The organism is Pseudomonas sp. VMV1, assembly GCF_056790235.1.
This window is the reverse complement of the sequence record NZ_JBXGSE010000005.1, coordinates 112,190-131,635: the sequence shown is the minus strand read 5'-3', so window position 1 is coordinate 131,635 and position 19,446 is coordinate 112,190. Positions and strand designations below refer to the sequence as shown.

Below are 19,446 nucleotides of genomic sequence, written 5' to 3'. Positions count from 1 at the left end.
CAGATCCGCGAAACGCGGGAAAGGAGGAACAGCTGACACCTGTTATTTGGTCTCTTGGCCCGACTCTAGGTCTTGCTATCCCATGCCACAAGCAGAATATTTAGATACGAGCCATGCCTTTTCGGCAAAGGAGGCCCCATGCAGCCCTACGGAATCCAGTCCACCGCCCTGCGCTATTTCCTCGAGGTGGTGCGTTGCGGCTCCATCAGCGAAGCCTCTCAACGGCTCAATGTCGCGGCCAGTGCCGTGAGTCGCCAGATCGCCAAGCTGGAGCGCGAGCTGGAGACGCCGCTGCTCGAACGCCGCGCCCGTGGGGTGGTGCCCAGCGCCGCCGGCGAACGCCTGGCGGTGCACGCGCGCAAGGCACAGCTGGCCAGCGAGCAGGTGGCGGCGGAACTGCGCGGCCTGGCCGACCTGCGCCGCGGCCAGGTACGCCTGGCCACCACCGAAGGCTTTTCGCTGGACTTCCTGCCCGAGGTGATCGCCGCCTTTCGCCAGGGCTACGCCGGCATCCACTTTTCCCTGGAAGTCTGCGCCCCCGCCGTGGTGACCCGGCGGGTCCAGGAAGGCGATGCCGATCTGGGGCTGACCTTCAGCCTGAGGCCCGAGCCGGATATCCGCGTCGAGGCCACCCTGAGGGGCGCCATCGAAGCCGTGGTGGCGCCCGACCACCCGCTGGCCGGCCGTACCGGCCTGAGTCTGGCCGATCTGCAGCCCTATCCTCTGGCGCTACCGATGCCCGATACCACGGTGCGCCAACTGTTCGACATCTGCTGCGGCGTCCAGGGACTCTCCTTCGAGCCGGTGCTGGTAAGCAACAACATGCAGGCGCTCTACCGGTTCGCCGCCCTGGGCGGCGGTGTGGCGCTCTCCAGCGAACTGAGCCTGCGCAGCCGGCTACGCGAAGGTCAGCTGCTGGCCTTGCCGCTGCAGGATGAAGGCCTCGCGGCCCGGCGGATCGAACTGCAGAGCATGGCGGGTCGCGAATTGCCGCCGGCGGTCAATGCCTTCCGCCAGGCACTGATCGCGGCGCTGGTTCCTTAGCGCCGCAGCACGAAAGGAACCGTCCATCCGGAGTGGTTGGCGACATCTGTTGTTTTAGCCTCCTAGCTGCAGGTCGCTTCCGCGATGAAAAGAGGCTGGTGTTGCTCCCCAAGCAATACATGTCGCCTGCCTCCCGCAAAACGGGAGATTGCGTTCCCGTGCCCGGGATTTCAGCGCATTCGTATTTAACAGAATCATTACAGTGACCGGAGGCGAGAACGCACGCAGCGCGATCAGGGGATAACAAAGGTTCCGCCATTCTCAAGCTCTGCCACTACGGGAGATAGACCATGTCTCACCTAAGCAACCAGGTCACCTCGCTGGTCGTCGCCCTCGGGCTGACAAGTCTGGCGACCGCCAGCAGCGCTGAAGAGATCACCTTCGTTTCCCAGGGCGGTGCCTATCAGGAGGCCCAGGCCAAGGCCATTCTGGAGCCGGCGGCGCGGAACCTGGGGTTGACGCTGAAGCAGGACAGTTCACCCAAGGCCTATCCGATCATCAAGACCCAGGTCGAAAGCGGTCGCGTCAGCTGGGACGTGGTGGACCTGCCCACCGGTGACTGCGTACGGGGCCAGGCCGAGGGGCTGTTCGAAAAGCTGGATCCTCAGCTCATCCCCAACCTGGCCAAGCTGCCCGCCGAGTTGAAAGACGACTACATGGCCGGCTACATCAGCTATTCCACGGTCCTGGCCTACCGGACCGACGCCTTCGATGACGGGAGCGCGCCCAAGACCTGGGCCGATTTCTGGAACACCAAGAAATTTCCGGGTGCTCGCGCGCTACGCAATCTGCCGCGCCCCACCCTGGAAATCGCGCTGCGCGCCGACGGGGTGCCGGCCGACCAGCTCTACCCGCTGGATGTCGACCGCGCCTTCAAGAAGCTGGAAGCCATCAAGCCGGACATCACTACCTGGTGGACCTCGGGCGGCCAGTCCGCCCAGCTCATCAGCGACGGCGAGGTGGACATGGTGCAGATCTGGAACGGTCGCGCCTCCGCCGTGCAGGCCGCCGGGGCACCGGTGGCCTTCACCTACAACGATGGCATCCTGGAAACCAATTCCCTCTGTGTCCTGAAGGGCACCAGGCACCGTGAGGCGGCGATGAAGTTCGTCAACGAAGCCATCAGCGCCAAGCTGCAGGCGGCCTTGCCGATGATCATCGACTACGGCCCGCTCAATCCGGAGGCCTTCAGCCTCGGCACCATCCCGGCCGCACGGCGGGCGGTGCTGCCCTCCTCGCCGGAGAACCTGGCCAAGCAAGCGGTGCTGTCCGCCAAATGGTGGGCCTCGGCCGAGGGCGTCAAGGCAGAAGAGCGCTGGCTGTCCTTCGTCCAGGCCAAATGATCGGAGGCTTCTGCGCATGACCCAGTCGACAACGATCCAGACCTTGCCCGGAGGCGCCTTGCAAACGTCGGAACAGGGGCTGTTCACCAGTCCCGCCGTGCTCAAGGAGGAGCGCAGGGAGCATCTGACGATGGTGCTCCTGCTGACCCCTGCGCTGCTGATGGTCGCCCTATTGCTGGTGCTCCCGCTGCTCTGGCTGGGCCTGCAATCCGTGCAGGGCGAGGAAGGCCTGTCCCTCGCCAACTACACCCGCATCTTCACCGAAGCCATCTACTGGGACACCTTCAGCACGACCTTGCAGATCAGCGTGATCGTGACGGTCCTGTCCATCCTGCTGGGCTTTCCCATCGCCTATGCCGCGGCCCGCACCCGCGGCTTGCTGTCGAGCCTCATCCTGCTTTGCGTGATCCTGCCGTTCTGGACCAGCGTGCTGGTCCGCTCCTATGCCTGGCTGGTGCTCCTGCAGCGCCGCGGCGTCATCAACCAGACACTCCTCGACCTGGGCATCATCAGCCGTCCCCTGGAGCTGGTGCACAATGCGACGGGTACCGTGATCGGTACGCTGCACGTCATGCTGCCCTTCATGGTGCTACCGCTGTATTCGGTGATGAAGAAGATCCCCAACGATCTGCTGCTGGCGTCCGACAGCCTGGGCGCCCGGCCCTTCTATACCTTTCGCCGCGTCTTCCTGCCGATGGCCGCACCCGGGGTGATGGCCGGCTCGATCCTGGTCTTCGTCATCTGCCTCGGCTTCTTCATTACCCCGGAACTGCTCGGCGGCGGACGCACCGTGCTGGTGTCCATGCTGGTCCAGCGCAACGTCGAGCTCTACCACGCCTGGGGCGCGGCCAGTGCGGTCGGCCTGACATTGCTGGCCGCGGTGTTCCTGATCTTCTGGGCGGTGAACAAGGTGATTCCCATCGAACGTGTACTGGGGGTGCGCTGATGAACATCCGGCAAGGGCTCAAACCGTCGCGCCTCCTGTTCACCCTGCTGGTCGGGCTGATCCTGCTGTATCTGGTGCTGCCGATCCTGATCGTGGTGCCGATGTCCTTCTCCGAGGCGCGCTTCCTGCAGTTTCCGCCGAAGGCCTACTCGCTGACCTGGTACCAGGCCTTCTTCGACAGCATCGAATGGATGTCCGCTACCAAGGTGAGCTTCATCACCGCGGTGGCCACCACCCTGATCAGCCTGCCGATGGGCATCGCAGCGGCCTATGCGATCAGCAATTCGTCACTCCGGGTCATGCGGACGCTGCAACTGGTCCTGCTGCTGCCCATGATGGTGCCCATCATCCTGATCGCCGCCGGGGTCTTCTTCGTCTACGCGCGGGTCGGCATCATCAGTACGCTGTCTGGCCTGGTCCTGGCGCACATCATGCTGGCGCTGCCCTATGTGATCATCGCCGTGCTGGCGGGGCTGCGCAATTTCGACATGACCCAGGAAATGGTCGCCCGCAGCCTGGGCATGAATCGCTTCCGTGCCTTCATGGCGGTGACGCTGCCGCAGATCAAGCCCAGTGTGGTCTCGGCCGCGCTGTTCGCCTTCATCACCTCCCTCGATGAAACCGTGGTGGCCCTGTTCATCTCCGGTGGCAACAACGAGACCATCACCAAGCGGATGTTCACGGCCCTGCGTGATGAAATCGATCCGACCATCGCCGCCATCAGCACCATGCTGGTCGCCATCACCCTGCTGATGGTGTTGATCGCCGGTCGCGGCGGCAAAGAGCACGCCTGACGGGAAGGCGTGCAGCGGCGCAACTGTCTTATCGCGGCCCATGGCAGCGATAAGATCTGGACGGTAAGCGCCAAGTGGTCTATGAAAAAGCCGGCATTGGCTCAGTGCCAATGCCGCTGGGCCCAGCCTTTGTCAGGCTGCGCGGGGCACCACGATGGTGTCTTCCGGATGCAGTCGCAAGGACAGCGACGCCCCTACCTGGGGCAGCTGCAGATTGCCTTCGTGATGACTGGACTGGCGGAAGCTGATCCGCTGCTTGTTTTCCAGCTCGACGAAGATCTTCAGGCTTTCGCCCTGGAAGACGATGTCGATCACCTGGCCGCGCAGGCGATTCCAGTCGCCGCCGGCGATCTCGCTGTCCAGCAGCAGCTTCTCCGCCTGGACGGCGAGGAAGAGCTCGCCGGAAAGCGGTACGGGCCGAGCCGTGCGCAGGGGCGTCTGGCCCAGCAGCAACTCGCCGCCGACACCCCGGGAAAGGGGTACCAGGGTGCTCTCACCGATGAAGCTGGCGACGAAATCATCGCTCGGGTGATCGTGCAGGCGACGCGGGGTATCCACCTGCACCAGCTTGCCACCCTTCATCACCGCGATACGGTCGCTCATGGTCAGGGCTTCGCGCTGGTCGTGAGTGACATAGACCATGGTGGCGCCGAGGCGCCGATGCAGGGCGCGCAGCTCGATCTGCATGACGTCCCGCAGCTGCTTGTCCAGCGCCGACAGGGGTTCGTCCATGAGGATCAGCCTGGGCTCGAAGACGATGGCGCGGGCGAGCGCCACCCGCTGGCGCTGTCCACCCGATAGCGCGGCGATGTCGCGATCTTCATAGCCTTTCAGCTCGACCGTGGCCAGCGCCCGCAACGACCGTTCGCGGGCACTGGCCGCCTTCTCCCCGCGCGCCTTGAGCGGGAAGGCCACGTTTTCCAGCACGTTCATATGAGGGAAGAGCGCGTAGTTCTGGAACACGACGCCAATGTCGCGCTTGTGCGGTGGCATCAGGGTCACGTCGCGGTCGCCGAAGAAGATCCTGCCGGAACTCACGCGATTGAAGCCGCCAAGGATGCTGAGCAAGGTGGTCTTGCCCGACCCGGAGGGGCCGAGCAGGGACATGAACTCACCCGCCTCGACCTTGAGGTCGACATTGTCCAGCGCCTTGAGGGTGCCGTAGTGCTTGCACACCTTGTCGATGGTGACCGACTCGAAGCCTTCGTTGAAGCCCTGCATGGTTCCTCCTGCGGCGCGATGGCCGTGAGTCTGCGATGCAGCCATCTCACCATAGTACCCACTGGTGGAAATGCTCTTTTCAGCGCCGCCGGTATCGCTTCCTGCTGTTCTGGAAGAGTCGACGCACAGATTGTGTTTGGCGGGCCGCGCGGCCTGGGCTCAGCGCCCGACCGCGTCGAGGAACTGCTGCCAGCCGGCCGCCAGGCGGACACCGGGGGCGCGAAAGGCATGCAGCGGAATGGGGTTGAAGCCCTGGCTGACCATGAGGCCCAGTTCCGGCGTCTCCCCCAGGCTCAGGGCTGCGACCTGCTGGCCCAGATAGGTCGAGAGCGCCACGCCCCCGCCGTTGTAGCCAACGGCATAGAACTGGCCGTCGTCCAGCTGACCGGCGTGGGGCAGATAGTCCAGGGTCATGGCGACCAGCCCGGACCAGCGATAATCGATGCGTGCTTCTGCAAGCAGCGTAAACACCGTGCCCAGACTGCGCTGCAGATCGCGAAAGGCAGCGTCGGAGTCGGTGCTGCCAAAGGCGCCACGGCCGCCGAAGATCAGGCGATTCCCGACCAGGCGGAACCAGCGCAGCATCCTTTTGGTATCGCCGCAGACCTGTCCGCCCGGCAGGATCCGGGCAAGGACATCCGGCGCCAGTGGTTCAGTGGCGATGATCGCGCTGCGGAAGGGAATCAGCCGCCGATGCAAGGTGGCGGTCGCCGCCGTCTGGTTGGAGTAGCCGTTGGTGGCATAGATCACCTGTCGAGCCAGCAGGCTACCGGTTGGGGTACGCAGGCGAAAACCGCCCTGTTCTCGCTGTACCGACGCGACCGGACTGTGCTCGAAGAGCCCGACCTGGCGCTCGACCAGGGTCCGCGCCAGCCCCCGTGCGTAGTTGAGCGGATGGATGCCGCCGGCTTTGGGCGTCAGCAGGCCACCATGGTAGAGGTCCGATCCCGTCAGTTCACGGACCTGCTCGCGGGAGATGATGACCGAAGAGGCACCACCGGTCTCCCGACTGATCCACTCGGCGGTGCTCCGCAGGCCGGCCAGCGCGCGCTCGGTATGGGCAGCGGCGATGTGCCCGCAGAGCTTCAGCTCGGCCTCGTGCAGCCCCAGCCGTTCGATGTTTTCCGCCAGCGCATCGATGGCGGCATAGCCGAGATGGTACATCTGCAGGGCGGCCTCGCGACCGTGCCGGGCCATCATCCCGGCGAAGCTGAAGCGGAACTTGGGCGATACCACGCCACCGTTACGGCCGCTGGCGCCCCAGCCCAGGCTGTTCGCCTCCAGCACCACAGGCTCCTGGCCGGCCTGCACCAGGCGATGGGCCGCCGCCAGCCCGGTGAACCCTCCACCGACGATGGCCACATCGCAGCGGTGGTCGCCCTGGAGCGCGGTCAAGGTCGGCGCCGGTAGCGCAGTGGCGTTCCAGAGGGAATCGGGAGTCATCAGGGCGTCCGCCAGCGAGGGTTATGGCCGTGCTCAGGCCGACTGGCTGAGCAGCTCGGCGTCGACGGCGTCAGCCAGTTCCGCCAGCGAACGAAAATGATGGGTCGGCTCGGTGCGTTCGGACTCGAGGGTGCCACCGGAACCCTGCTTGTCGTAGCGCCGCTCGATCCAGCAGGTCGGATAGCCCAGGCGCATGGCGACACCGATGTCATGGTATTGGCTCTGGGCGGTGTGGATGATGTCCTCGAAGCGGATGCCGTCGGTCGACAACGCACCCCGCACGAAGGCGAAGTACTGCGGATCGGGCTTTTCGTAGCGCGAGTCATCGATGGTGAATTCGTGATCGAAGGGGTTTTCCAGGGTCTTGGCCATGAAGTCCAGCGCCCAGCGCTGGGCATTGGTCATGGCCACCAGCTTGAAATGCTTGCGCAGGCGCTTGAGGGCTTCGACCGAATCCGGGAACGCCGGCCAGTTCCTGACCGACTGCGCCAGTCCTCGGGCCTGATCCTCGCTGTCCGGCAGCCCGAGTTGCGCCGCCATGAGGTGATAGCAGCGCTCCAGGTCGTCCGGGAACCAGCCCGCATCCTTCTTGGCCCGGGCATAGCGGTATGCCTGAAGAATGTCGTCATCGCCGTGCGCCTTGCCGGCTTCTCCACTGACCTGCCGCACGTGATTGAGGATGCCGGCTTCGAAATCGATGAGCGTGCCGACGACGTCGAAGGTCATGGCTTTGAACGAGCGGAAGGACATGGGTGAAGGCTCCTGGGTCTGAAGTGTCTTCAGTATCCTCGCCCCTACTCGACAGAAGTTTCGTTTTGGCCCAGGGGTGAAACACAATCGGCCGTTTGCGGGCGCTTGCTCGTCTTAATATGGGGTGACACTAATCGTGCCCTGGCGCAGCGCGCGCGCCTTGAGTGACTTCCGCGCCTGACGCAGACAGATCCGTTCCCGACGATGAGACTCACTCATGTCACCTTGAGCGACGGGCGCTATCCAGCACCCGGCCTGGCTGCTATTCATGGCGCCTGACAGCGCGCCGGCGCCCGAGCCGCGGCACCCTTTCCCGGATGATAGACACACACGATGCCCACGCCTTATACCGACCGCTACGACCTGCCACTGTCCACCTCTTCCGCCCTCGCCGCCGACCGCTATCGGGATGGCGTCGATTTGCTGCTGTCGCTTTGGCCGGGGGCATCGGAAGCCTTGGACGAGGCCATCGCCGCTGACCCCGACTTCGCCCTGGCCCACGCCGCCCGGGCACGCCTGCAGTTGATCGACAACCAGGCGGGTGCAGCACGGGATGCCATCGCCCTGGCACAACGGTTGGTCGAGCGACGCGGCACACCGCGTGAGCGCAGCCATGTGCAGGTCCTGCAGCGGCTGATCGCCGGCGAATCCGCCCAGGCGCTGCAAGGCGCGCTGGCGCATGCCGACCGCTGGCCGCGGGACATCCTGATCCTGGGCCTGCCCCTGGGAGCCTTCGGCCTGCTGGCATTTTCCGGACGCGCCGATCATGACCAGGCGCGGGTCGACCTCTGTGAACGCCATGCCCGCCAGTTCGCCGCGGATGACTGGTGGTTCCTGACCTACCGCGGCTGGTCACTTGGCGAGAACGGTGACGTGGTGCGGGGCCGGCAGATGACCGAGCGGGCGCTGGAGCTACGCCGACACAACGTCAATGCAGTCCATGCCCTGACCCATGTCCTGCATGAATCCGGTGACAGCCAGGCGGCTGAAGCCCTGATCGCCGGCTGGCTGCCCGAGTATCCCCGGCACGGTACCCTGCATGGCCATATCGCCTGGCATGGTGCCCTGGTGGCGCTGGAACGGGGTGACAGCCAGGGCGCACTGGATCTCTATCAGCGGTTCGTAGCACCGGCGGCGTCCACTGCCGGCCCGCTCAATCGGGTCAGTGACAATGCCTCCTTTCTCTGGCGCCTCGGCCTCTATGGCCACGAGGTACCAGCGGGCCTCTGGCAGGCCACGGCCACCAGCGCGACCGGACTGTTCCAGCAGCCTGGCCTGGCTTTCGCCGACATCCATATGGCCCTGATCGCCGTGGCAACCGGTGATCGCCAGGCGGTGCAGGAGCGGGTCGCCGGACTCGAAACCCGTTTGCGCGCCGGCAACCTGCCAGCCGGTCCGGTCGCCCCCCTGCTCTGCCGCGCCCTGCTGGCCTTCGCCGACGAGGACTATGAGGGCTGCGCACGGCTGCTGGAGCCGTTGCGCACGGATGTCGCCCGCATCGGGGGCAGTGGCGCCCAGCGCGAAGTCATCGAAGACACCCTGCTGGTCTCCCTGCTACGTGGGGGCGATCACACCAGGGCCGGCGCGCTGCTGGACGAGCGCCTGCACCGACGGCCTTCACAGCGGGACTGGCGCTGGCAGGCCAACCTGGCGCTTTGAAGAAAACGCTCAGGCGTGGGTCAGATACCAGCGCCAGTCCTGCTCCCCTACCTCGGCCATGAACTGCAGGTATTCGGCACGCTTGATGGCGAGATACACCTCGATGAACCGGTCCCCCAGCGCCTCCTTGATCCATGCAGAGCGTTCCAGCGCCTGCAGCGCGGTGAGCCAGTCGGTGGGCAGGAAGGCGGTGGCCTGCTCGTAGCCGTTGCCGACGATGGCCGGTCCGGGGTGGCGTTCGTCACGGATGCCTTCGTGGATGGCCGCCAGGATGGCCGCGGCGGCCAGATAGGGATTGGCATCGGCGCCGCAGATGCGGTGCTCGATATGGCGGCTGCTGGCCGGACCACCCGGTACGCGCAGGGAGACGCTGCGATTGTTCACGCCCCAACTCTTGGCCAGGGGCGCGTAGCTGTTGGCCTGAAAGCGCCGGTAGGAATTCGCGTTGGGGCAGAAGATCGCCAGGGCATCCAGCATCCGGTGCAGCATGCCGCCGATGGAATGGCGCAGCAACGGCGTGCCTTGCGGGTCTTCGCTGGCATAGAGGTTGTTGCCCTCGGCGTCGGCCAGGCTGACGTGCAGGTGCAGACCGCTGCCGGCCTGGTCGCCGAAGGGCTTGGCCATGAAGCAGGCCTGCAGCCCATGGCGGTTGGCCACGCCCTTGACCAGGCGCTTGTAGCGAATGCCTTCGTCGATCGCCTGGAGGGCATCGGCCCGGTGCAGCAGGGTCAGTTCGAGCTGGCCGGGGGCGTATTCGGAGATGGCCGTACGCACCGGCAGCCCCTGCACTTCGCAGGCGGCATAGAGGTCGTCGAGAAAAGGCTGCAGCTGTTCCAGTTCATAGACGCCATAGACCTGGGGCGAACCCGGCCGCACGCCATTCATCTGCACGGCCGGTTGCGGACGGCCCTGGGCATCGCGGGCGCGGTCGAGCAGATAGAATTCCAGCTCCACCGCCATCACCGGCTGGTAGCCATCCGCCTGCAGCCGCTCGATCACCCGCACCAGCGCATGCCGGGGATCGGCGGGCGTGGCCGGCAACCCCTGGGTCGGGTGCATGCTCACCTGCACCTGACCGGTAGGGGTGCTGCGCCAGGGTTGCAGGGTCAGGCTGCCGGGTAGCGGATAGGTCCAGCAATCGACGTCGGCCACCTCCCAGACCAGGCCGGTGGCTTCGACGTCTTCGCCCTGCAGGGTCAGCGCCAGGATGGAGCTGGGCAGCGGCCGGCCCTGCTCGTAGATGGCCAGCAGTTCGTCGCGGTGCAGCAGCTTGCCGCGCGGCACACCATTGGCGTCGATCAGGATGAGTTCGATGCTGCGCACCTCGGGGTGCGCTGCGAGAAAGTCCCGGGCTTCCTGGGCGTCGGCGAATTTCATGGCTGCACCTTCCGGGCGCCCGGCAGCGCCAGCAGTTCGGCAAGCCCCTGGTCGAGGGTGGCGAGCAGCAGATCGACGTCTGCGGGCGCCAGGTCCGGGCAGCACAGGGTCATGTTGTGGAACGGCGTAATGAGGATGCCCCGGTTGATCAGGTAGAGATGCAGCGCCTGTTGCAGGCTGTCATGGAAGGCTGCCTCGGCCTCCGCACCGGTACGGGGCGGTGTGGCGCAAAACTGGAATTCGCAACGTGCGCCCAGTTCGGTGACCGACCAGGCAAGACCATGGCGGGCGATCACCGCGCGCAGGCCGGCGGCGAGTCGCGCCGCCAGCGGCAGCATCCGCGCATAGGCGGCCGGGGTCATCACCTCTTCGAGGCAGACACGCAGGCAGCGCATGGCCAGGGCATTGGCCGACAAGGTGGTCCCCATACCGCTGTGCCCATGGCCGTGGCTGGTCTCGCTGGCATGCTGCTGCGCCAGGCGCATCGCCTGGGCCATCTCGTGGCTGCAGCCATAGGCCGCACAGGGCACGCCCCCGGCGATGGGCTTGCCGAAGGTGATGAAATCCGGTTCCAGATTCCAGGCGCGGGTGCAGCCGCCAGGGCCGGTGGACAGGGTATGGGTTTCGTCGAGGATCAGCAGGGTGCCGTACTGGCGGGTCAGGGCCCGCACCCGATCCATGAAGCCCGGTTCGGGCAGCACCATGCCGATGTTGGTCATGGCCGGCTCGCACAGCAGCGCGGCAACGTCGCCCTTCGCCAGCGCTGCCTCCAGCGCCACGAGGTCGTTGAAGGGCACGGCCCGGCTGGTCTCGGCCAGGTTGTGCGCCTGCCCGATCAGGCCGCCACGGTGCACGGTGCGGCCATCCTGGTGGCGCACCATCACGTCGTCGACGGTGCCGTGGTAGCAGCCGTCGAACACCAGCAGCATCTTGCGATTGGTAATGGCGCGCGCCCAGCGGATGACATAGCGGTTGGCGTCGGTGGCCGTGGTCGCCACCTGCCAGAACGGCAGGCCGAAGCGCTCGGCGAGCAGTTCCCCGGCAACGACCGCATCCTCGCCCGGCAACATGGTCGTTAGGCCACGCGCCCCCTGCTCGGCCAGAGCGCGCGCGATGGGCTCGGGCGAGTGGCCGAACATGCTGCCGGTATCGCCCAGGCAGAAGTCGACGTAGTCGTGACCGTCGACGTCATGGAAACGCGAACCCTGGGCATGGCTGACGAACAACGCACTGGGCATCGACCAGTCGCTCATCCAGTGCATGGGTACGCCGCCGAACAGCGACTGCCTGGCCCGCTCGGCCAGCGCAAGGGATTGGGGGTTGCGCGCAAGAAAGCGTTCGCGCTCGCGCGCGGTGAAGGCCTCGACGGCCGCTTCGCTGATGCCACTGGTAGTCATGTCGGATTCCTCTTGAGGTGAAGGGCGGATCGGCCCGGGCTCAGTGCCCGGCCGAGACGCCGCAATCGATGGCCATGTCGGCGCCGGTGATGGAGCGGGCGGCGGGTTGGCAGAGAAAGAAGGCCAGCTCGGCGACTTCCTCGGGCTGGATGAAGCGCGCCTGCTCGCCTTGCGGATACTTGGCCAGGAGGTCCTGCAGGTAGCCGGCCGGATCGCCTTCGCCATAGCGCTCGGCCTGGAAGCTCAGCATGGGCGTCGCCACGTCCCCGGGCGAGACGCTGTTGCAGCGCACCCCGCTTGGCGCCAGGTCCAGCGCCAGGGCCTTGGTCATCAGGGTCACCGCGCCCTTGCTGGCGCAGTAGACGGCGGCATTGCGATTGCCCTGGCGACCGGCATCGCTGCTCAGGTTGACGATGGCGCCGCGGGTGTCGCGCAGCGCGGGAATGGCCGCGGCGCAGAGAAAGAAGCTGGCCTTGAGATTGACGTCCAGCACCAGGTCGAAGTCTTCCTCGCTGAAGGTTTCCGCCGGGCCTTCGCGCCAGACACCGGCGCAGTTGACCAGGGCGTCGAGGCGACCGAGGCGGTCCAGGACGCTGGCGACCACTTCCCGGCTCGCGCGGGCCTGGCGCAGGTCGGCGGCGTGCTGGCCGGCAAGGCGGCCGTCGGCCTGGAGCGCCGCCAGGGCTGCGCCGTCGAGATCGGTGCCGAAGACCTGCCAGCCCGCCTGCAGGAAATGCTCGCGCACCGCCCCCCCGATGCCACCCAGTACCCCACTGACCAGTACGACCGGCTGCATGTCAGGCCCCCTTGTTTTCGATGCGGCTGTTGCCGCCGTCCACCACCAGGTATTCCCCGGTGATGTAGCTCGCCTCGGGCGAGGCCAGGAAGGCCACCGCCGCGGCGACCTCGGCAGGACGACCGGCGCGGCCCACGGGGACCCGGGTCGCGGCCAGCAATTCTTCCGGCAGGCTGGAAGCGGTCTCGATCCAGCCGGGCGCCACGGCATTGACCGTGATGCCCTGCCCGGCCACTTCCAGCGCCAGGCTCATGTTCATGCCGACCATGGCGGCCTTGGCCGCGCTATAGCCTGCTTCCCCGGGATTGCCCGCCCGGGTGCCGGTGGCGGAACTGACATGGACGATGCGGCCATAGCCGCGCGCCTGCATGCCGGGCAATACGGCACGAGTCAGCAGGAAGGCCGTGGTCAGGTTGCGCGCCAGGGTCAGATTCCAGTCGGCCAGGGTCATCCGCGCCACCTCCACCAGGGGCTCGGGACTGCCCTGCATGGTCATGCCGGCGTTGTTGACCAGGATGTCGATCCGCCCCCAGCGGGCCTCGGCCCACTGACCGAAATCCCTGACCGCCGCCTCTTCGGTCAGGTCGAGTGCCCGCCCCTCCACCGTGAAACCGGCAGCGCGCAATTCCTCCACCCGTTCGGCGATCCGGGCACTACTGGCGGTGACGATCAGGTGTGCCCCCGCCGCGCCCAGGCGGCGGGCGATCGCCATGCCGATGCCGGATTCACTGCCGGCACCGCTGATCAGGGCCACCCGGCCCGCCATCGACTCGCTCATGTCGCTGTCTCCGTTATTGTCTGACTGGACTCTAAGCCTGTCTGGCTGATACAAAAAGACGATCGTTATCAGTGAAATTGACAACCATGGCCTTTACCAGCGAAACGCTTCGGGTCTTTCTCGCCGTGATCGACGAGGGCTCGTTTTCCGCGGCTGCCCGCGTCCTGGGGCGGGTGCCGTCAGCGGTGAACATGGCGATCTCCCAGCTGGAAGCCGAGCTGGACCTGGTGCTGTTCGACCGCGCCACCCGCAAGGCCCTGCCCACCGCTGCCGCCCGCGCCCTGGAACCCCAGGCGCGGCAGGTGGCCAGCCAACTCAATCTGCTCGACGCCCATGCCCTGCAGTTGCACGCAGGGCTGGAACGGCGCTTCGTGCTGGTGATGGCGCCCGAGCTGCAGACGGGCGCCTGGAGCCGGCCACTCGCCACCCTGGCCGAGGAGTTTCCGGCACTGGAGATCGAGATCCGCTCGGCGGCGCGCGCCGAGGCGATCCGGCTGCTGCACGAGGGTAGCGTCGACATGGCGCTGATCTTCGAGCGTCCGGGGATCGACGAGCACGAGGGCTTCGCCGAGGCGGGCAGCCAGTTGCTCACGGCGGTCGCAGCGCCCGGCTATCCCTCGACTCGCGCGGGCCGACCACTGGGTGAGACGCTCATGGCCGATACCCGCCAGATCGTGGTTGCCGGCGGCGACCGCAACGCCTCGGACCCGCAGATCGTGCTATCGCAGCGGGTCTGGCTGACCGACAGCTACCTGGCCACCCTCGACTTGGTCCAGGCCGGCCTGGGCTGGGCCTATCTGCCCCATCCGCTGGTACGCCCCCTGATTGCCGCCGGCCTGCTCGAACCAGTCGGGTTCGATAACATGGCCAGCCAGATCCGCCGCTGGATCGACGTCATCTGGATCAAGAACCGCCCCCAGGGCCTGGGAGCACGGCGCTATCTGCAGCTGTTGCGCGAGCAGATCGGGACCAAGCCGGAGTAGCCTGCCCCGCTGCCTAGGCCTCCCGGGGCCTGATCAGCGGGCAGTTGGAGCAGTATTCCGCCGGCGTCGTCGCCTGGTAGTAGAAGCAGCAGGTACGCCGAAAGCGAACCGCGCGGCCCACGCTATTGGCGGTCGCGGGGCGGCGGAACTGCGCCAGCGGATTGGTCTCCAGCCCCAGCTCGCTCGGCGAGGCGGCCAGCAGCCAGGCGAAGTCCTCGGCGCAACGGGCGCGGATCGCGGGATCGGCCAGCTCGGTGAGGCGGCGGTCGTACAGCGCGTAGAGCCGCACCGCGGCATTCTCCCAAAGGATGCGTGGCGAGACGCGGCCGACCCGCGCCAGGGTTTCCCAAAGCGGTCGCAGCAGATCGCCGAACAGGGTGCGGGCCAGCAACGCCCGTGCGGTGGCGTGATCGTTCGGCCTATGCGTCTGAAGGGGTGAATGCCGTCGAATACGCCGCCCGCCTGATCGTCGAACTCGGCCGACTGGGCGAGGCGCTCAAAGCGCCGGAATGCCGGGATGCGCGCTTCGATCCGCCCTTTTCCACGGTCCAGACCGGACTCATTGGCGGCGGCCAGGCGCTGAACATCGTGCCCCAGGACTGCACCTTCGATTTCGAGATCCGCGCCCTGCCCGCCCAGGATCCGTACCAGGTGATCCATCAGCTGCAGGCCTATGCCGAAGCGACGCTGCTACCCGCCATGCGTGCCATCAGCGGTCAGAGCACGGTGAGTTTTGCCGAACTCTCCAGCTACCCTGGCCTGGATACCGACGTCGAAAGCGAGGCGGCCAGTTGGGTCGCACAGTTCTGTGGCTCCCGTGAGTTCGGTACGGTGGCCTTCGGTACCGAAGGGGGTCTGTTCGCTGCGGCCGGCATCCCCACGGTAGTCTGTGGGCCCGGCAGCATGGCCCAGGGTCACAAGCCGGACGAATTCATCACCCAGGCGCAGCTGGATGGCTGCGATGCCATGCTGGCGCGGGTGCTCGCCTTTGCCCGTCGATAGCGCCATCATTCCATTTTGCGGAATGCTGAACTGACCAGAAGGCCCATTCCCTCGCAAAGGTTCTGATTCCAAGCTGGTAGCACCTATCGGGACCGCCCTCGGCCCCGAGGCCTGCCAGGAGTTGGATCATGAAGCTCTATCACACCCCGTTGTCCGGTCATGCCCATCGCGCCGAGCTCTTCGCTTCGCTGCTGGGGTTCGAGGTCGAGCTGATCGATGTCGATATCCCGGGCGGTGCCAATCGCACGCCCGAATTTCTCGCCCTCAACCCCTTTGGCCAGGTACCGGTACTGCAGGACGGCGAAACGGTGGTCGCCGACTCCAGCGCCATCCTCGTCTACCTGGCGAAAAAGGCCGGGCGTACCGATTGGCTACCGGAAGACCCCGCTGGCGCGGCCGCGGTGCAGCGCTGGCTATCGGTGGCTGCAGGCGAACTGGCCTATGGCCCGGCATCGGCGCGACTGATCACGGTGTTCGGTGCCCGCCTGAATCCGGAAGAAGTCATCGCCCGCGCCCATGTCCTGCTCGAACGCCTGGAGGCGCACCTGACCACGCGCGAGTGGTTGGCTGCCGATCACCCGACCATCGCCGACATCGCCCTCTACAGCTACCTGGCTGGAGCGCCGGAAGGCAATGTGGAGCTGGCGCCCTATACGGCGGTGCGCGCCTTCCTGCAGCGGGTGGAGGCCCTGCCCGGCTTCGTGCCCTTTCCCGAGATCGTGGCCGGCCTCCGGGCCTGATCGAGCCCTCACCCTGCTGGAGGTCAAGGTCATGCATGAGCCCCTACCCACCTGGCACGCCGGGGAAACCTTCATCCAGGAACAGCTAGGCCTTCGTGAACGCCTGGAGGCCCTGGGGCCGCGGGTGATCCGGCCGTTCATGCCCGACCAGCATCGGCAGTTCTTCGCGCAGTTACCCTTTGTGGTACTGGGCAGCGTCGATGCCGAGGGCGCGGCCTGGGCGACCATCCTGGAAGGCCAGCCGGGCTTTCTTGCCTCGCCCACGCCTACCACCCTGGATATCGCGGCCCACCTTTCAGCTGAGGATCCGGCAACACCGGGACTGGGCGACGGCGCCGCCGTGGCGCTGCTCGGCATCGAGCTGCACTCGCGTCGGCGCAATCGTATGAACGGCATCCTCAACGCCACCGCCCAGGGTCTGCGCGTGACGGTGGACCAGAGCTTCGGCAACTGCCCGCGCTATATCCAGCTGCGCGATCCGATGTTCGCCCACGCGCCGGGCGCGACCCCGGTCGCGACGGTGGAGCACCTTGCCTGCCTGGACGCCGATGCCCGCGCGGTGATTGCTGGCGCCGATACCTTTTTTGTCGCCTCCTATACCGACCAGCAGGGCCAGCGGCGGGTCGATGTCTCCCACCGCGGCGGCAAGCCGGGTTTCGTCCGGGTCGACGCCGAGGGCTTGCTGACCATTCCCGACTTCAACGGCAACCTGTTCTTCAACACCCTGGGCAATGTCGTCGCCAACGGCCAGGCCGGCCTGCTGTTCGTGGACTACGAACACGGCGATCTGCTGCACCTCAGCGGCACCGCCGAGGTGCTATTCGACTCGCCGGAGATCGCGGCGTTCGAAGGGGCCGAGCGGCTCTGGACCTTCCGCCCGCGGCGGATCGTCCGCCGCCGTGCCACCCTGGCGCTGCGCTGGAAGACGCAGGCCGGAGGCGCATCGGACAGCAGTCAGCTGACCGGCAGCTGGCTGGAAGTCGAGCGGCGCCTAGAGGCTGGGGCCCGGGCGCGACACTGGCGACCGCTGCGCGTTACCCGGATCGTCCAGGAAAGCACCACCATCCGCTCCTTCCATCTGGAGCCGGTGGACGGCGCAGCGCTGTCTCCCTATCAGGCCGGCCAGTTCCTACCGATTCGGATGATACCCAGGGAAGGCCAGCCATCCTTGGTGCGGACCTATACCCTGACCTCCCTTCCCGCAGATGGCCGCTACCGCATCAGCGTCAAGCGCGAGGGTACGGTCTCGCGGCTGCTGCACGACCAGTTGCGCGAAGGCGATCTGATCGAAGCGCGGGCGCCCGCTGGTGACTTCACCTTGACCTGCCGGCACCCGTCCGCTGGTGCTGCTTGCCGCCGGAATCGGCATCACCCCGCTGCTGGCCATGTTGCGGCAGCTGGTCCATGAAGGTCAGCGAACCGTCACGCTGTTCTATGGCGCCCGCACCAGGACGGAACGGGCCTTCGACAGGGAACTCGCCGAACTGACGGCCCTGGCCGCCGGCTCGGTGCAGGTAATCAGGGTACTGAGCGATCCCGCGGACGCCATCGCTGAGGTCGACTATGACGCCGCCGGCCGGATCGATCCGGCCCTGCTCGGGCGCTACCTGCCCTTCGGCGACTACGACTTCTACCTCTGTGGTCCGGCCGCCTTTACCCAGGGCCTCTACGACGGCCTGCGGGGTCATGGCATCGAGGATGGCCGTATCCATGCCGAAGCCTTCGGTCCGGCCGGGCTGGTGCGCACCCTTGCCGCAGCTACGCAGCCTGCACGTCCCGTGGCGTCCACGGCAGCCGTCCCGGTGCGCTTCACGGCGTCCGGCCGGGAGACCCAGTGGATACCCGCCACCGGCAGCCTGCTGGCGTTGGCCGAGGCCCAGGGACTAGAGCCTGCGTTCAGTTGTCGCGAGGGGCACTGTGGCAGCTGCCGCACCCGGCTGCTCAAGGGCGTCGTTACCTACGCCAAGGAACCCGCCGCGGCGGTGACCGCCGAGCAGGCCCTGCTCTGTTGCGCACTGCCGGCTGCCGGGTCCGCGCCGCTGGAATTCGACCTCTAGGCTGGTCAGCCAGGGCGTGTCGACTACCATGGGCGTCTGGCCGGCCCTCTCCGGCGTCGTGAGGAAAACCCCGCAGATGGATCGTTGGCAGGCGATGCGCGTGTTCGTGAAGGTGGCCGAAACCGAGAGTTTCGCCCGTGCGGCCCGGGAAATGCACCTGAGCGCCCCGGCGGTGACGCGCCTGGTGGCCGGCCTGGAGGCGCTGGTCGGCGCCCAGCTGCTGGTGCGTACCACCCGTTCGGTGAAGCCCACCGAGGCCGGTGCCCGCTATCTGCAGGATTGTCGGCGCATCCTCGGCGAAATCGCCGAGGCGGAACTGGCGGCCGCGGGACACCAGGCCAGGCCCTCGGGAACCCTGGCGATCACCGCGCCCATGTTGTTCGGGCAACTGCACGTGCTGCCCCTGGTGCTGGACTTTCTCGCTCGCTATCCGGAGATGCGTGTCCGTACCTTCTTCGTCGATCGCCAGGTCAATCTGCTGGACGAAGGCATGGACGTCGCCTTGCGCATCGGCCAACTGCCGGACTCGGGTTTCACCGCCGTCCAGGTCGGCCGCGTGCGGCGGGTGGTGTGCGCCGCCCCTGCCTATCTGGACGCCCAGGGCATTCCCACCACGCCGGCAGCTCTGCGCGAGCACCGCATCCTCGCCTGCCAGGGTGCCTGGGCGTCGCCGGAATGGCGTTTCGCCCAGGGTCAACGGGTAGTGGTGGATCCGCTGCTGCTGTGCAACACCAACGAGGCCGCCATCGCCGCTGCCCGGGCTGGGTGGGGCCTTACCCGGGTGCTGCACTACCAGATCGCCCCAGCGCTGGCCGACGGCTCCTTGCGCCTGGTGCTCGAAGCCCATGAAGAGGCGCCTCTGCCGGTGCATCTGGTCTATCCGCAAGGCCGTCAGGCGGCGGCCAAGGTCAGACTCTTCGTTGCGCTGGCGGCGGCCGCGCTGCGTGCCGATCCGCTGTTTGGCGAAATGCCCGGTTGACCAAGCCGGATAGCCGCCGCACAAACTGCGGCCAGGGCGCGCCGAACGCGTTCTCCCGCCGCTCGCATGGGGCCAATTCGGCATCCGCCGCCGCCGCCGCTCCCTAGACTCAGGGCCTGACCTGCCATTGGGAGCGC

Annotated in this window: 16 protein-coding genes and 2 pseudogenes; 10 read left to right on the top strand and 8 right to left on the bottom strand. The window is 66.7% G+C overall.

Going from position 1 to position 19,446, the window contains the following annotated elements; genetic code table 11:
* The first annotated feature begins 138 nt into the window (after positions 1–138).
* The 4 genes from ACUCV0_RS16815 (at position 139) to ACUCV0_RS16800 (ending at position 4,127) form a co-directional block, all read left to right on the top strand.
* On the top strand, positions 139–1,044 hold the full coding sequence (locus ACUCV0_RS16815; RefSeq protein ID WP_271654801.1) for a LysR family transcriptional regulator: 906 nt from the start codon (positions 139–141) through the stop codon (positions 1,042–1,044).
* 290 nt (positions 1,045–1,334) lie between these two features.
* On the top strand, positions 1,335–2,387 hold the full coding sequence (locus tag ACUCV0_RS16810) for an ABC transporter substrate-binding protein (RefSeq protein ID WP_313648161.1): 1,053 nt from the start codon (positions 1,335–1,337) through the stop codon (positions 2,385–2,387).
* A gap of 58 nt (positions 2,388–2,445) precedes the next feature.
* Complete coding sequence (locus ACUCV0_RS16805) at positions 2,446–3,333, top strand: ABC transporter permease (protein ID WP_482213205.1); 888 nt, start codon at positions 2,446–2,448, stop codon at positions 3,331–3,333.
* Positions 3,333–4,127 (top strand): ABC transporter permease, encoded by a 795-nt coding sequence (locus ACUCV0_RS16800; RefSeq protein WP_271654798.1) that lies wholly within the window; start codon positions 3,333–3,335, stop codon positions 4,125–4,127. The genes ACUCV0_RS16805 and ACUCV0_RS16800 overlap by 1 nt, the downstream gene beginning before the upstream one ends.
* 132 nt (positions 4,128–4,259) lie before the next feature.
* Here ACUCV0_RS16800 and ACUCV0_RS16795 read toward each other — a convergent pair whose 3' ends face one another.
* The 3 genes from ACUCV0_RS16795 to ACUCV0_RS16785 form a co-directional block, all read right to left on the bottom strand.
* Complete coding sequence (locus ACUCV0_RS16795) at positions 4,260–5,348, bottom strand: ABC transporter ATP-binding protein (protein WP_059314842.1); 1,089 nt, start codon at positions 5,346–5,348, stop codon at positions 4,260–4,262.
* 159 nt (positions 5,349–5,507) lie between these two features.
* The gene (locus tag ACUCV0_RS16790; protein ID WP_482213204.1) at positions 5,508–6,791 is read right to left on the bottom strand and encodes an NAD(P)/FAD-dependent oxidoreductase; all 1,284 of its coding nucleotides are present in this window, start codon (positions 6,789–6,791) and stop codon (positions 5,508–5,510) included.
* Positions 6,792–6,824: 33 nt separating this feature from the next.
* A complete protein-coding gene (locus ACUCV0_RS16785) occupies positions 6,825–7,541 on the bottom strand; it encodes an HAD-IA family hydrolase (RefSeq protein ID WP_482213203.1) in 717 nt (238 codons plus the stop codon).
* A gap of 333 nt (positions 7,542–7,874) precedes the next feature.
* Between ACUCV0_RS16785 and ACUCV0_RS16780 the strand changes: the two genes are divergently transcribed.
* A complete protein-coding gene (locus ACUCV0_RS16780) occupies positions 7,875–9,200 on the top strand; it encodes a tetratricopeptide repeat protein (RefSeq protein WP_482213202.1) in 1,326 nt (441 codons plus the stop codon).
* Between the two features lie 9 nt (positions 9,201–9,209).
* On the opposite strand, the gene ACUCV0_RS16775 is transcribed toward ACUCV0_RS16780, so the two are convergent.
* From ACUCV0_RS16775 to ACUCV0_RS16760, 4 genes are read right to left on the bottom strand one after another with little or no spacing between them, the layout of a single operon-like run.
* Positions 9,210–10,577: a glutamine synthetase family protein gene (locus ACUCV0_RS16775; RefSeq protein WP_482213201.1), complete on the bottom strand. Its 1,368-nt coding sequence runs from the start codon at positions 10,575–10,577 to the stop codon at positions 9,210–9,212.
* Complete coding sequence (locus tag ACUCV0_RS16770; RefSeq protein ID WP_482213200.1) at positions 10,574–11,974, bottom strand: aspartate aminotransferase family protein; 1,401 nt, start codon at positions 11,972–11,974, stop codon at positions 10,574–10,576. Before ACUCV0_RS16770 ends, ACUCV0_RS16775 begins: the two co-directional genes overlap by 4 nt.
* Positions 11,975–12,014: 40 nt before the next feature.
* Positions 12,015–12,770, bottom strand: a complete 756-nt coding sequence (locus tag ACUCV0_RS16765) for an SDR family NAD(P)-dependent oxidoreductase (RefSeq protein ID WP_482213199.1) — start codon at positions 12,768–12,770, stop codon at positions 12,015–12,017.
* 1 nt (position 12,771) lies between these two features.
* On the bottom strand, positions 12,772–13,548 hold the full coding sequence (locus ACUCV0_RS16760; protein WP_482213198.1) for an SDR family NAD(P)-dependent oxidoreductase: 777 nt from the start codon (positions 13,546–13,548) through the stop codon (positions 12,772–12,774).
* 86 nt (positions 13,549–13,634) lie between these two features.
* On the opposite strand from ACUCV0_RS16760, the gene ACUCV0_RS16755 reads away from it, so the two are divergent.
* A complete protein-coding gene (locus ACUCV0_RS16755) occupies positions 13,635–14,531 on the top strand; it encodes a LysR family transcriptional regulator (RefSeq protein WP_059314834.1) in 897 nt (298 codons plus the stop codon).
* A 13-nt stretch (positions 14,532–14,544) separates the two neighbouring features.
* Here ACUCV0_RS16755 and ACUCV0_RS16750 read toward each other — a convergent pair whose 3' ends face one another.
* A complete protein-coding gene (locus ACUCV0_RS16750) occupies positions 14,545–14,922 on the bottom strand; it encodes an IucA/IucC family C-terminal-domain containing protein (protein WP_482213197.1) in 378 nt (125 codons plus the stop codon).
* Between the two features lie 23 nt (positions 14,923–14,945).
* On the opposite strand from ACUCV0_RS16750, the pseudogene ACUCV0_RS16745 reads away from it, so the two are divergent.
* The 4 genes and pseudogenes from ACUCV0_RS16745 to ACUCV0_RS16730 form a co-directional block, all read left to right on the top strand.
* Positions 14,946–15,533 (top strand): annotated as a pseudogene (locus ACUCV0_RS16745) (M20/M25/M40 family metallo-hydrolase); the annotation flags it as partial.
* 128 nt (positions 15,534–15,661) lie between these two features.
* Entirely contained in the window at positions 15,662–16,273 is a 612-nt protein-coding gene (locus ACUCV0_RS16740) for a glutathione S-transferase family protein (RefSeq protein ID WP_482213196.1), read from the top strand.
* Positions 16,274–16,304: 31 nt separating this feature from the next.
* Positions 16,305–18,330: pseudogene (locus ACUCV0_RS16735) on the top strand (2Fe-2S iron-sulfur cluster-binding protein).
* Between the two features lie 76 nt (positions 18,331–18,406).
* Positions 18,407–19,309 carry a LysR family transcriptional regulator gene (locus ACUCV0_RS16730; protein ID WP_482213195.1) on the top strand — a complete coding sequence of 301 codons (903 nt, stop codon included), beginning with the start codon at positions 18,407–18,409 and terminating at the stop codon, positions 19,307–19,309.
* The last annotated feature ends 137 nt before the right edge of the window (positions 19,310–19,446 follow it).